Raw genomic sequence first — 13,386 nt, forward strand, 5'->3', positions numbered from 1 at the left:
GGAACCTGCCCAATGCTGGTGCCCTTGGTCAGAAACAAAAATGAAAATCAGTTCATCTTTGGACCTGCTGCGCCTGCTAGGTATCTCCACCCCGAAGAAAGCCACTCGGCGTGCCGTTTGGATGGAAGCAGCCATTTTTGCGCCCCATGCAATGCTCCCGCCAAACCTTTGTCGCAGTCATCTGTCTCACCCTGCCCTGTCTGGCGCAGCAGAAACCAGCGCCCGACTATTTTCCGAATGACTCGCGTCGCCTGTCGCGGGCGGCGGCGGAGGCGGTGGTGCTCACCGATTGGTCGAAAGCGGAGCCCGCATCAGCGCTGATCACCGGGAAGCGGCAGAAGGGAAAGTGGAAGATGATTCCTTTCACCACGGCGGAGATGAAAGGCACCGCTTTGTCGATCTACAGCGCCACGAATCCGCCCGTCGTGCGGCTGCCGCTCACGCAGCGTGGCTGGCATGGCGTGTATGTCGGACTCGCAACGACCTCGGGCGGCTTCAACATCGGCGGCAATGGCATCAAGGCGAAACTGAGCGATGAACCAGTCTTCAAGCGCCTGGCGAACAATCTCGCACTGCTGGAGAACCGGCGTGCGGTCATTCAAGAGTGCTTTGTCACTGTGGCAGAGCTGAAAGGGCAGTCCGTCGAGATCGCGCCGCTGCCGGGGCTGCCGGCGACGGTTTGCTATGTGAAGCTCGTGCCGATGACGGATGCGGAGGTGAAGACGAGTCAGGCAAAGTCGAAGCATCGCACCTCCATCGCCACGTTTGACGGTCATAGCTGGATCTGGCCCTTCAAGCCGACGACGGCGGAGGAACTGGCGGAGGAGTTTCGCGGTTATGAAGGCACAGACATCGGGAAGTGGTGGTTCCAGGTCACGGGCAGCGATCTCGTGTGCTATCCGAGCAAGGTGGGCACTTATCCCGGCGAAGGCACCATCGACTTCCCCACCGGGGCGTATGCGAACTACACGCGCTCCTTGGAGACGCTGTTCAAGAAAGGCATCAACCCGCTCAAGGTCGCGCGTGATGCCGCGAAGGCGCAGGGCGCGGAGTTTCATGTGATGCTGCGGCCGGCGGGCTGGGTCGGGTCGATGCCGTATGAGGAGACCTTCAACAGCAAATTCTACTACGCGCATCCCGAATGGCGCTGCATCGACCGCGACGACACGCCGACCTTTTTCATGAGCTACGCCGTGCCGGAGGTGCGCAAGCAGTTGATCGAGGTTTTCCGCGAGACGCTGGAATTGCAACCCGAGGGCGTCGGCTTCGTTTTCAATCGCGGCATGCCGCTCATGCTCTGGGAGGAAGCGTTCTGCGAGCGCTTCCAACAAATGCACAACGTCGATGCCAAATCCGTGCCGGATGATGACCCGCGCATCCACGCCACGCGTGCGGCCATCATGACGGACTTCATGCTGGAGGTGCGCGCACTGCTGGATAAAACCGCCGCCAAACAAGGCCGCAAAGAACGCTACAAGATCTCGCTCGGCACCTTCGCGAAAGAAGCGGACAACCAAAAGTGGGGCCTCGACTTGCCGAATTGGATTCAGCGCGGCCTTGTCGATGACATCGCCACCACCTGGTTCGCCTACCACACGTCCTTCACCAAGACTCCCGGCCAGGTGGACATGGACTACTATCGCCGCATCACGAAAGGCACGAACACGAAGGCCTACCCGATGGTCATCGCGTGGAAGACCGGCAAGCCGAAGGAACTCTGTCAGAAAGCCGCCGATTATCTCACCGCAGGCGATCCCGGCATCGCGATTTGGGACCCCCAGGTGATGAAAGGCTGGCCTGAAAGCTCCCCCGGCAACGTCTTCGACATCCTCGGCAAACTCGGCCATCGCGACGACCTGCTGCGCTGGGCAAAAAGCGGCATTCCACAGCCACTGACGATCCCGCTCACGCGACTCGATGAAAACCACTTCAGCCGCTGGTTTCCGAACACGGGATTTTAAAACTGTGCTTGTTCGAGCGCGTCCGGTCATTGTAGGCTGGTCGCGCTCCCCCTTCGTTGCCTCGGCCCCAAAAAATCCCCTCATGAATCGTCGTCACTTTCTTCTCAGTTCTCTCGGCACCACGCTGGCGTTGCCGGGCATGTCCTCGCTCATGGCCAAAGGCCCGGTGCAGGCAGCCAAAGGTGCGGGCATGGGCGCACGGCGCTTTGTGGCGGTCGGGAACCTGCTCGGCTACCAGACAAAGCAGCTTTTCCCGACGACCCAGGGCCGCAGCTACGAGAAGACGACGCTGCTGGAGCCGCTGTGGGACATTCGCGACAAGATGACGGTGATTCGCGGTCTCGATCATGGGGTGAAGGGTGGGCACTTCGCAGTGCATTCGTTCCTCTCTGGTGTGCTGAACTCCGAGGCGCAAAATCGGCCTGAGGGCAATGTGACCATCGACCAGTATCTCGCGGATGAGGTGGGCTTTGAGACGCGCTTCCCGGCGCTCACGGTCGGTTCGGAAGGCGGCATCCATGGTGGCTGCCAGATCGCGTGGACGAAATCGGGCGTACGTGTGCCGCCGGTGACGAATCCGGCGGAGTTGTTCGAAAAACTTTTCGTCACCGACTCGAAGGAGCGTCAGGCACGCAGGGCGCAGGAGAATCAGGTGCAGGCCTCCATCCTCGACTCCGTGCTGGAGGAGGCGAACCGCCTTTCCAAGAAGGTGAACAAGGAGGACAAGGACAAGCTCGATGAATACCTCACTTCAGTGCGCGATGTGGAGAAGCGCCTCGAACTGCGCCAGCGCTGGACGGACCAGCCGAAGCCGAAAGCGCCCTTCGACAAGCCCGCTAATCGCAATGCCGTCGAAGATCTGCCGCTGCTGTATGAGATGATCGCGCTCGCCTTGCAGTCGGACAGCACTCGCATTGCCACGCTGGAGATCGGCGGTGACTTCATGCCGCAGCATCTCGGCATCAAGAAGGATTGGCACGGCCTCTCGCACCACGGCAACGACGCCGAGGCCATCGCCGACCTCATCACGCTGGAGAAGTATCAGATCGATCATTTCGGCAAGTTCGTGGCCCGTCTCGCGAAGATGAACGACGGCGAGCGCACGCTGCTCGACTCCACCACCGTGCTTTTCGGCAGCGGCATGGGCGATGGCAATTCGCACAAGAACTCCGACCTGCCCATCCTCCTCGCCGGTGGCGGCTACAAACACGGCGAATTCCGCGAAGTGCCGCGTGAAGGCATCAACAAAGTGCCGCTTTGCAATCTCTTCGTCGATATCGCCCAGAAGATGGGCGTGGAGATCGATTCGTTCGGCAACAGCACGGGGCGTTTCGCGTGAACATCAGATTCTTTTTGACCACAGAGACACGAAGAGCACAGAGAATGAGAAAACAAAACCTCTGTGCTCTTCGTGTCTCTGTGGTCAAATCAGCGGCTTTCTTTGCTTTTGCATCAGCCTCAGTCCACGCCGCTGACGACACCCCGCAGCTCGTGCAGCAGTTCCTCGGCAAATACTGCCTGGAGTGCCACGATGCGGATGTGCAGAAGGGCGACCGCGCTTTTGATGCGTTCGCGCTGCCGCTGAAGTCCGTCGCGGACCTCATCGAGGCGCGGGACATCATCGACCAGCTCACGCTGAAGGAGATGCCGCCGAAGAAAGCGGATCAGCCGAAGGACGACGAGCGCATCGCGATGATCAGGGCGCTGCGTGATGGCACGGTGGCCGCACATGCGAAATTCCAGACCACGGGCAGCCGCACAGTAATGCGCCGTCTTTCCAGCCGCGAGTATGAAAACACGCTCGCGGTGCTGTTTGGCCGCCGCGTGGATACGCTGGGCCTCACGGCGGATTTTCCGAAGGAAAAGACCACCGAGCACATGGACACCATCGGCAAGTCGCTCGTGACCTCTGGCTTCCTCGTCGATCAGTATTTCCAGTCCGCGAACCGCCTCGTCGAGACACGACTCGGCAAACCGGCGATGGAGCCGAAGGATTGGAAGTTCAACGGCCACTTCGTGCAATACGAGGAACTCAGCGGCTCACACAAAAGCGCCTTCAATTACCGCTACCTCAATCTCTACGAGCAGCCGAACACCGACACGCGCCAGGGCGGCTACGGCCACATCGAGGACTTCCTCAAAGGCGTGCCCGTCTCCGGTCTCTACGACCTCGAAGTCGAGGCCACGGCGCTGCATCGCGACACGCATTACGACCCCGCCATCTTCGGCATCGACTTCTCCGAGCCCTTCATCCTCGGTGTCGTGCCGGGCGATGTCACCAAAGGCCACATCCATTACCCGCAGGCCATCGAGCCCCTGCTCGCCAGCGCCGTCGTGCCGGACAACACGCCGACGTGGTTCAAATTTCGCGTGTGGCTGGAGGCAGGGCAGACACCGCGCTTCATCTTCCCGAACGGCCCGTATGAATCGCGTGCCGCCGTCGTCACAATCAACAAAAAGTACAAAGACGAGTTCAAGGAGAAGATCGGCTCCTCCGGCGTTGGTCGTGCGCATATCTTGAAGGAAGGAAAACTCCCACACATCCGCATCAGCGAGATCAAGATCCACGGCCCCGTGCCCGAAAAGCCCAGCGCCGAAGAAGTGGCCGTTTTCGGCAAAGAAGGCTTCCAGGAAGCCAAGGCGCTCGATCAACTGAATGCCTTCGCCGAGAAAGCCTATCGCCGACCGCTCACCGATGCCGATCGCCAGCCCATTCGTGCGCTTTATGACAAACGCATCGCCGAAAAAGCCTCGCGACGACAAGCCGCGCTCGATGCCGTGAAGCTCATCCTTTGCTCACCGAGCTTCCTCTACCTCAGCGAGATCACCGACGAGTCCGCGAAGGCCCTCAAGCCCCACGATCTCGCCACCCGCCTCTCCTTTGCCCTGTGGGCCACGCCGCCGGATGAAACACTGCTCGCCGCCGCGAAATCCGGCAAGCTCACACAAGATGCCGAGCTGAAAAAACACATCGAGCGCATGATCGCCGATGAACGCATCAGCGGTTTCGTGAACGGCTTCCTCGATAGCTGGCTGAACCTCCGCGACCTCGGCGGCATGCCACCACCGCGCGAAAACTACCGCGCCTACTACGCCGAGGACCTGCCCACCTCGATGAAAGCCGAGGCGCATCTCTTTTTCCGCGATCTGCTCAAGAACAACGGCTCCGTCGCGCAGTTCATCGACTGCGACCACACCTTCGTGGACAAGAAACTCGCCAAACTCTACGAACTGCCCGAGGCGAAGACCCTGCGCCTCGCCGATGGCTTCAAGAAAGTCAGCCTCACAGGCAACACCCATCGAGGAGGCCTGCTCGGCATGGCTGCGGTGCTCACCGTGAGCGCCAACGGCGTCGAGACCTCGCCCGTCACGCGTGGCGTGTGGGTCAGCGAAAACATCCTCGGCATCCCGCCGCCTCCGCCGCCGGATGTCGTACCCGCGATTGAGCCCGATGTCAGCGGTGCCACCACCATCCGCGACCGCCTCGCTAAGCACCGCGCCGATGCCGCCTGCGCCGAGTGCCACCGAAAGATCGACCCACTCGGCTTCAGCCTGGAGGCCTACGACCCCGTGGGCCGCTGGCGCAATAAATACCCCGCCGCCAACAAAAAAGCCAAACCCGCCGAGATCGACACCACCGGCGAATTCACCTCTGGCGAAGCGTATGCCGACTTCGCCAGCTTCAAAAAGATCATCCACGACACCCGCACCGATCACTTCACCCGCCATCTCATCCGGCAACTCCTCACCTACACCACCGGCCGCACCATGGGACTCAACGACGACCTCCTCATCGACCAACTCCACGAGAAAGTGAAGAAACAGGGCCTCGGCCTGAAGACGCTCATGACTGAGTGCCTGATGAGCGAGGTGTTTCGGTCGAGGTGAAGTGTCCGCTGCAAAAGCAAAACGCGGCTGAAGTCATACAGCGTCTAATTGACGTTCCAGTTGACGCGAACGCCGCTGAAAGGACGCGCAATCGCATGACTTTGCGGTGAAACGCGGCGAGAGGAAGATGGCTTTGTTCCTGCTCCATCTTCTTCATGCAACGATTCACCTGTGACTGCGGCAATGTGCTTTTCTTCGGCAGTTCCAAGTGCCTGAAGTGCGGCGGGGTCGTCGGTTATAATCCCATGGGCGGCGCGATGGCGCGCGTGCGGACCACGAGCACGCTGAAACGCTGTGACAACGGCGTGAAGCATGGCGTGTGCAACTGGCTGCTGCCGGCGGATGCCAAGGAAGCGCTCTGTGCAGCCTGTCGCATGAACCGCACGATCCCGGATCTGAGTACGGCGCGTAATTTAATGCTGTGGGGACGCATGGAGATGGCGAAGCGACGGCTCATTTACACGATGTTGCGTCTGGGCATCACGCTGCCGTCAAAAGCCGAGGAGCCAAAGACGGGACTGGCGTTTGACATCGTGAGCACGCTGTCGAACCCAACCGTGACCACGGGGCATCTGAATGGGGTGATCACGGTGAATCTGGAGGAGGCGGATGACACGTACCGGCAGATCAACCGTCAGCAGCTTGGTGAAAACAGCCGCACGCTGCTCGGCCATTTCCGTCATGAGAGTGCGCATTACCTGTGGCAGCGGTGCTTGTCGGAACTGGGATGGGATGACCCGCTGCGGCTGGCGTTCCGCGAACGTTTCGGCGATGAGTGGCTGGATTACGCGACAGCGTTGAGCGGGTATTACGAGCGCGGGGCGCAGACCGGCTGGGAGCAGAACTACATCACCGGCTACGCCGCATCACATCCATGGGAGGACTGGGCGGAGACGTGGGCGCACTACTTGCAGATCGTGGACGGACTGGAGACCTGCGAGAGTCTGGGCATTCATGTGAAGCACATCGCGCTGCCGCTGGTGATGCTGCCTGGCGCGGCCGGCACGCTGCCGGCGATGCTGCCGCAAGACGGAATCGCCGATGGTGGGTTCCTGGCGTGGTTGCAGCGTTGGATGTGCCTGTCCACGGTGCTCAATGAAATCTCGCAAAGCCTAGGCGAACCGGCGCTCTATCCCTTCGTCATCTCCGTGAAAGTAGCGCAGAAATTGCGGCTGGCGCATCATCTGGCCCAAGCGTGGGCGCTCAAGACTTCCTGAGCGCCTGCGCCGGTCTTTCAACGCAGATCATTAGAACGATCGATAAGACGCCCGCGTTGAGCCATAGGGACTGGGATAATTCGCTTGGCCGTGGTTGTGGCCGTCGCCCGGGTAGTGAGCGTGGCTGCCGCCGTAATAGTACTGGCCGTTGTGATAGTACCGGCTGTCATAGCTGCGCCCGTGGTCCTGGTAGCGGCCGGTTTGATAGTTGCCGCCGGAATAGTAGCGGCCGTTGTACAGGTAGGCGCTACCGCTGTAGTTGGGGGGCAGTGTCGAGTAAGTGTTGAAGCCGCTGCTGTAGCCGCTGCGGTTGCCACTGTAGCCGCTGCGGTTGCTGTTGTTATAGCCGCCGCCAGCATAGCCCGGATCGACACAGGAAGTCATGGCGACGCTGAGGACGAGGGCGAGCAGGAACAAGGATGAGTTGAGTTTCATGGGTGTATGGCTGTTGGTTTGATTAAATCCGCCCGGTTGCGAGCAAGACAATGAGTATGATGACGATGAGGCCGGCGCCGCCACCCAGGTAGTGGTTGCCAGAGCGGAAGCCGTAGCCGCCGCCACCGATGAGCAGCAGGATGAGCAGGATGACGAGGATATTCATGGAGTAGGGTACAGGGTTGTATTGTTAACAGCGGCAGGATGGACGTGCTGCACCAGCGGGGCCATGGGGTGTTCACCCCGTTTTCAGCATGGCTAAAAATGGATCACACCGCGATGACCGGATGCTCTGGAGCTAGGTCGATGAAGTGTTGGCCTGGGTTCAGGCGCACGCCGCTGTCTGGCAGAAGACGGCGGTGGTTGGCTCTGACACACAGGCATGCTCGCTGAGCGCCTGCTGGTTGCTGCGGGACCGTGCCAGTTCCGTGAGGGATTGGTTGGTGGTCTTGTTCTCATCCAGAATTTCCTGAAGGATGGCGGCAGCCTCTTTGTTGCGCAGCACCACCGCCCAGTCACGCAGGCAGCCGTATGAGGCGATCTCGTAATGCTCGATCTTCTGCACGGCGGCGATGAGCGCGGCATTGACGACGGGGAAGCCTCTGAAGCGGGACATGATCTCATGGCTCTCGTTGACGAGGGCGATGGTGGCCTCGCTGGTTTTCCGGCGGGCGCGTTCACCGAGCGATTGAAAAAGTGTTTCGAGCCGTGTCACATGCGCTTTGGTTTCCTGCAGGTGGGAGAGGATCGCCTCCCGCAGCAAAGGGCAGGTGGCCGCAGTCGCCATCTGCGGCATGGACCACACGAGCCGTGACTCGGCGTCATAGATTTCTGCGAGGCCGTCCAAAAACAGTTTATTGAGAGTGTTCATGGGTGAGTCTGCATTCTCCGGCACGCTGCTCAGGCGAAACTAAGACGTGCCTCGGACCTGCGCGCATGCAGTGGAGCGAGCGCCAGGCGGCGCTGCGGGGCAGGCTCACAGGTGGCACAGATGTCATTGCCGCCGGCCTTGCTGAGAATTTCCTTCGCCAGCGTGATTTCATCATCACTTGCAGCCTGAACCGAGAGAAGAATGCGTCCCTCATTGACCCTGACCTGATAAAGTCTGGCCTTCGGCAACGGGACGCCCTGGTTGTGCAGACCGTCTGCCATGTCGCCCAAGGCAGCAACCATCGGCCCCACAGCGGCAAGCACTGAAATGTCCTGGATGGAGAACGCCGCCCCTTTCAGCCGCTGAACCATCTGGTCGGCTTGGAGCCGGGAGTAAGCGATGCAGAAGACAGAATGTTGGTTCATGGAAGGTGGCTGTATCGGGTTGGACGGCCGCCGCTGTCGGCGGCGGCTGGTGTGCGGATGGGTATGATCGTGGCGTGGACACTGTGGCGGCGCCATGGGGTGTACACCCCAAATGGCGCAGCATGAACCGGGCGCTTCACCAGCTATACTGCGCGTCATCACATTTTGTGAAACGGAGGATTGGCCGCAGATTCAGGAAATCCGCAGATTACCAGACATAAAACAATCTGTGGCTTCCCTGAATCTGCGGCAAAAAATCACCCATCTTGATGACTCCAAGTATACCTCTCGACGACTGCGGAAACAAATCCGTCTCCAGCTCGATCAAGCGTGACGAATCCGTCCGCAAACCAAGTTCAAGACGGGCGGGAATGGGCGTTGCCTGATGGTTCGTCATAATCAAAGCCTTGCTGTTGATGGGGCAACCCAGTTTGGCTCTCCTTTTAAGTTTCCTCCTGCTTTCGGTCACTCCGCCAAGAGCAGCTCCTGGGCATGACGCTGTTCGAGATCGGCTTCTGCATTGCCTGCATCGACCAGTTGCTCGGCGATGGTCGCCTCACCCACTGCTGGCGACTGCAGCATTCTATAACCGGCGGCATCAGGCGGTTCATCCCAGGCGGTGATTGCTGCGGTCCCCGTGGAGGTTTCTGGCGCCAGGGGATCACCGCCCAGTTTTGCCGCAGCCTGCAGCATGGCTTGAGCAAGGTCGGCGGCATCTGGGAGCAGGGTTTGTGTGTCGGTCGTCGGTTTCATACAGGTTTTTGGTTACTCGTTCGTCAGGATGATTTTCAAGGCACGTTCCCGCGCGGCATTGCCGAAGGTGTCATAGGCGCTGAGCACCTCGCTGAGTGGAAAGCGGTGCGTGATGAGCTGTTTGGGCTGCAAGCGGCCGGACATGACGGTCTTGAGCAGCAGCGGCGTGGTCACGGCATCCACGAGGCGGGTGGTGATGGTGATGTTCTGGGACCAGAGTGTTTCGAGGTGCAGCGGCACGCTCTTGCCATGCACGCCGACGTTGGCGATGTGGCCGCCGACGGCGATGATGACCTGGCAGAGTTCAAAGGTGTCGGGCAGGCCGACGGCCTCGATGGCCACATCCACACCTTTGCCATAGGTCATCGCCATGGTTCTGGTCAGCGCTTTGCCGTCGCTGTTGTTGATGAGCTTGGTGGCGCCGAGTTTTTTTGCCACATCCAGGCGGTGATCATCATGATCGATCATGATGATGTCCGCCGGGGCATAGAACTGCGCGGTCAGCAGCGCCGCGAGGCCGATGGGTCCGGCACCGATGATGGCCACGGTGTCGCCGGGCTTCACGCAGCCGTTGAGCACGCCGCATTCATAGCCGGTGGGCAGGATGTCGCTGAGCATGACCATCGCCTCCTCGTCAGCGCCTGCGGGGAGGCGGTGCAGGCTTGTATCGGCCAGCGGAATGCGGACAAACTCGGCCTGCGTGCCGTCAATCGTGTTGCCGAGGATCCAGCCGCCGTGTGCGCAGTGCGAGCACATGCCGCGCCGGCAAAGATCGCACATCCCGCAGGCGGTGATGCAGGAGATCAGCACGCGGTCGCCCACACGAAAGCGGGTGACGCTGGTGCCGAGCGTGTCGATCACACCGATGCCTTCATGGCCGAGAATGCGGCCCTCTTTCACCGTTGGCACATCGCCTTTGAGGATGTGCAAATCGGTGCCGCAGATGGTGGTCTTGAGGATGCGCACCACAGCGTCGGTGGCCTCCTGCAAGACGGGTTTGGGCATGTCCGCCAGAGTTTTCTGGCCGGGACCGTGATAGACGAGAGCTTTCATTGTCCGATTCTTATGCGATGCGCCCCCGAACCCGCCATGGGGTGTTTACCCCAAGGCGGAGACTTGTTCCTCAAACCAGTCCTGCACTGACATTTCTGGGCAGGTGATCAGGTGGACATTCATCGCGAGCACGATTGTTGGCGGCCAGCAGGCCGAGTTTGGATCCTGGGAGATCTGCGCCGGCTCCGCACCTGCCAGCAGCGCTGGCTTGCGTGTTGCAATAGATGTTGGGATCGCCATCGGGCATTCATAATACCATGGTTCGATGCAAACCATGGGGTGTTCACTCCATGGCTTGCTCATCCTTCACTGCGCCGCTTGGAGACAGGGCTGATCGGTCCACAACTCAGGAATCCGTGCTCAGAAGGCGAAGACCCGATGCGCATGTTTGAAGTAATCACGCGCCTTGGCGGCAATCTGCTGGTCCGTCAGTTTGTCCGCCGCCACCACCCGCAGGGTGCGACCAGCGGGTTTTTTACGTGCCAGCCGTTTGCCCAGTTCGCTTTTGGCCTCACCGGGACCGAAGATCAGGAGCGATTCCGCCTCGTGAACGCAGGCAATGATCTCATCATAGTAGGTGTTGAGATGCTGCCCGAACTTCCGGTCCTGCACATCATCCGCGCGCAGCAGCAGCGACTCATGGACCGCCGAGGACCGCTTCCCATTGATGCGTCCGGGCTGCCGGTCCGCATGCGACAGGATCACCTGCAATTGTTCACCCAGATTTGAAACAAAGGCGATCACCGCCTTCCGATGGTCAATCCACAAACCAATGTTCGTGTTCGTTCTCATGCCGTCGAATGAATCCACGGCGGCATTCAGCCGCAATGAGGTGTTCACCCCAGCCGCAGCAGGAGAACGGCCGTGCGGCAGAATAGTCAGCGGCACGCAGCTCGCGCTGCTGGCGGCGGCTCGTTGAGTTTCATCCAGAATGCGCCGATCTGCCGGACGGCGGTCATGAATCCGGTGTAATCCACGGCCTTCACCACATAGCCGTTCACCCCGAGCCGATAGCACTCGGTCAGATCGGCAGTTTCGCGTGAGGATGACAGCACGACGACGGGGATGGACTGCAACAGCGCGTCAGCCTTGACGATCTTCAACACTTCCAGCCCGCCGACCTTGGGCATCTTGAGATCCAGCAGCACCAGGGCCGGATTGCCGCAGGTGCGGTGTTGGTATGCGCCCCGGCAGTACAAATAGTCCAAGGCCTCGGCACCGTCATGAACCACGAACACCCGGTCGGCCAGATGATGCTGTTCCAGCGCCGCCAGCATCAGTTGCACATCCTGAAGGTCATCTTCGACCAGCAGAATGCTCTTGCTGCCGGCGGGTTCGGTGGGGGTCGGATTCATGCGGATTTTTGCTGGTTGGGAATGGAGAAATAAAACGTCGCGCCGCCGTCCACCACGCCATCCGCCCAGACCCGGCCGCCATGCCGGTGAATGATGCGCTGGACGTTGGCTAGGCCGATGCCGGTGCCCTCAAACGTGTCCTGGCGGTGCAGGCGTTGAAACACGCCGAAGAGCTTGCCGGCATAACGCGGATCGAAGCCGGCGCCGTTGTCGCGGATGAAGATCACGTTTTCATCCTTGCTGGTGCCGATCTCGATTTTGGCCTGAGCGCGGGCACTGGTGAACTTCACGGCATTGGACAGCAGATTGACCAGCACTAGGCGCAGCAGCGCAGGATTGGCCCATACCACCGGCAAAGGATGAATCAGCCATTCGATGTTTCGCCTGGTCGTCTCTGGTTGAAATTCCCCCCGCACCTCATGCACCAGCGCGTCGAGGCTGCATGGCTGCTTTTGCATGTCCGCTTGGCCGATGCGGGAGAAGGCCAGCAGGTCATCGATCAAAGCGCCCATGCGTTTGGCCGCCTGCGAAACCGTGTTCAGGTGTTGGCGACTGGTTTCAGACAGGGACGGCCCGGCGTCTGCCAGCAGCAGTTCCACAAAGCCCCTGATATGGCGCAGCGGGGCGCGCAGATCGTGTGAGACGGAGTAACTGAAGGCCTCCAGCTCCTGGTTCGCGGTCTGCAGTTGCGCGGTGCGTTCCGTGACGCGCTGCTCCAGCTCTGCATTGAGCCGCCGGATTTCATTCTCCGCGTGCTTGCGCTCGGTGATGTCGCGGATGTTGCATTGGATCACCTTGCTCTCACCGGCTTGATAGACATTGCTGACAAACTCCACCGCGATGCGGCGGCCGTCCCGGGTTTCCAGCGGCAGGTTTTCGTAGCGGGCATAGCCAGTTTTCTGGAGCCGCTCCAGCATGGCTTGATTGGACTCGATGTCTTTGAAGGGACTGAGTTCGCCGACGGTTTTGCCGCCCATCTCCGCATGTGAAAAGCCCAGCAGCTCGGTTAAATACGGATTCACATCCGTGATCCGTCCGGTGGCAACCTCCAGGATCAAGATGCCATCCCGCGCAGCTTCGAACAGCCGCCGATAGCTAAGCTCCGAAGCACGCAAGGCCGGATCAGACTGCTGGCGTGTTGCGGTTAAATCGACCGTTGAATTCATGGGCGCACCAACGTGCCGAGAGGCGCTGCAAGGCACCATGGGGTGTACTACCCACGCCCGTCGCCTTCAGGCTCATCCGGGAAGTTGCTGCGGCGAAGTGTGCAAGCATCGGCCTGAAGGGGGGCGTCGCCGGATGATGAGTGTGGCGTTAGCCCCAATGCCGTTAAGCAATCCTGCAACGAACGCCGAACTGGCCCCTCACCTAACCTTTCGCTTCGCGGCGCTTCGCTAGCCCCGAAGCTCGCCTGTTTGCGCAACACGT

Annotated in this window: 14 protein-coding genes; 4 read left to right on the forward strand and 10 right to left on the reverse strand. The window is 60.3% G+C overall.

The features are described from left to right. Positions 1-146: 146 nt before the first annotated feature. The 4 genes from ACKVY0_RS16185 to ACKVY0_RS16200 all read left to right on the forward strand — a co-directional run bounded on the left by ACKVY0_RS16185 (position 147) and on the right by ACKVY0_RS16200 (position 7,066). Positions 147-1,961 (forward strand): hypothetical protein, encoded by a 1,815-nt coding sequence (locus tag ACKVY0_RS16185; protein ID WP_409215861.1) that lies wholly within the window; start codon positions 147-149, stop codon positions 1,959-1,961. Positions 1,962-2,043: 82 nt separating this feature from the next. Beyond that, positions 2,044-3,300 (forward strand): DUF1552 domain-containing protein, encoded by a 1,257-nt coding sequence (locus ACKVY0_RS16190; RefSeq protein WP_409215862.1) that lies wholly within the window; start codon positions 2,044-2,046, stop codon positions 3,298-3,300. A gap of 44 nt (positions 3,301-3,344) precedes the next feature. Further along, positions 3,345-5,849 carry a DUF1592 domain-containing protein gene (locus ACKVY0_RS16195; RefSeq protein ID WP_409215863.1) on the forward strand — a complete coding sequence of 835 codons (2,505 nt, stop codon included), beginning with the start codon at positions 3,345-3,347 and terminating at the stop codon, positions 5,847-5,849. Between the two features lie 155 nt (positions 5,850-6,004). Then, complete coding sequence (locus tag ACKVY0_RS16200) at positions 6,005-7,066, forward strand: putative zinc-binding metallopeptidase (RefSeq protein ID WP_409215864.1); 1,062 nt, start codon at positions 6,005-6,007, stop codon at positions 7,064-7,066. A 30-nt stretch (positions 7,067-7,096) separates the two neighbouring features. On the opposite strand, the gene ACKVY0_RS16205 is transcribed toward ACKVY0_RS16200, so the two are convergent. The 10 genes from ACKVY0_RS16205 to ACKVY0_RS16250 form a co-directional block, all read right to left on the reverse strand. After that, positions 7,097-7,501, reverse strand: a complete 405-nt coding sequence (locus tag ACKVY0_RS16205) for a hypothetical protein (protein ID WP_409215865.1) — start codon at positions 7,499-7,501, stop codon at positions 7,097-7,099. Between the two features lie 22 nt (positions 7,502-7,523). Then, on the reverse strand, positions 7,524-7,667 hold the full coding sequence (locus ACKVY0_RS16210) for a DUF3309 domain-containing protein (RefSeq protein WP_409215866.1): 144 nt from the start codon (positions 7,665-7,667) through the stop codon (positions 7,524-7,526). A 159-nt stretch (positions 7,668-7,826) separates the two neighbouring features. Further along, the gene (locus ACKVY0_RS16215) at positions 7,827-8,372 is read right to left on the reverse strand and encodes a ferritin-like domain-containing protein (protein ID WP_409215867.1); all 546 of its coding nucleotides are present in this window, start codon (positions 8,370-8,372) and stop codon (positions 7,827-7,829) included. A gap of 29 nt (positions 8,373-8,401) precedes the next feature. Then, positions 8,402-8,797 carry a hypothetical protein gene (locus ACKVY0_RS16220; protein ID WP_409215868.1) on the reverse strand — a complete coding sequence of 132 codons (396 nt, stop codon included), beginning with the start codon at positions 8,795-8,797 and terminating at the stop codon, positions 8,402-8,404. 465 nt (positions 8,798-9,262) lie between these two features. Then, positions 9,263-9,550, reverse strand: coding sequence for a hypothetical protein (locus ACKVY0_RS16225; RefSeq protein WP_409215869.1), 288 nt, complete (start codon positions 9,548-9,550; stop codon positions 9,263-9,265). Positions 9,551-9,562: 12 nt separating this feature from the next. Beyond that, positions 9,563-10,603 (reverse strand): zinc-dependent alcohol dehydrogenase family protein, encoded by a 1,041-nt coding sequence (locus ACKVY0_RS16230; protein WP_409215870.1) that lies wholly within the window; start codon positions 10,601-10,603, stop codon positions 9,563-9,565. Between the two features lie 45 nt (positions 10,604-10,648). Further along, positions 10,649-10,879, reverse strand: a complete 231-nt coding sequence (locus ACKVY0_RS16235) for a hypothetical protein (protein WP_409215871.1) — start codon at positions 10,877-10,879, stop codon at positions 10,649-10,651. A gap of 84 nt (positions 10,880-10,963) precedes the next feature. Continuing rightward, a complete protein-coding gene (locus tag ACKVY0_RS16240) occupies positions 10,964-11,395 on the reverse strand; it encodes a hypothetical protein (protein WP_409215872.1) in 432 nt (143 codons plus the stop codon). An 86-nt stretch (positions 11,396-11,481) separates the two neighbouring features. Beyond that, the gene (locus tag ACKVY0_RS16245) at positions 11,482-11,958 is read right to left on the reverse strand and encodes a response regulator (RefSeq protein ID WP_409215873.1); all 477 of its coding nucleotides are present in this window, start codon (positions 11,956-11,958) and stop codon (positions 11,482-11,484) included. Next, positions 11,955-13,124 carry a sensor histidine kinase gene (locus tag ACKVY0_RS16250; protein WP_409215874.1) on the reverse strand — a complete coding sequence of 390 codons (1,170 nt, stop codon included), beginning with the start codon at positions 13,122-13,124 and terminating at the stop codon, positions 11,955-11,957. The genes ACKVY0_RS16245 and ACKVY0_RS16250 overlap by 4 nt, the downstream gene beginning before the upstream one ends. Between the last annotated feature and the right edge of the window lie 262 nt (positions 13,125-13,386).

Origin of the sequence: Prosthecobacter sp., from assembly GCF_046154365.1 — a bacterium.
Classification (GTDB): Bacteria; Verrucomicrobiota; Verrucomicrobiia; order Verrucomicrobiales; family Verrucomicrobiaceae; genus Prosthecobacter.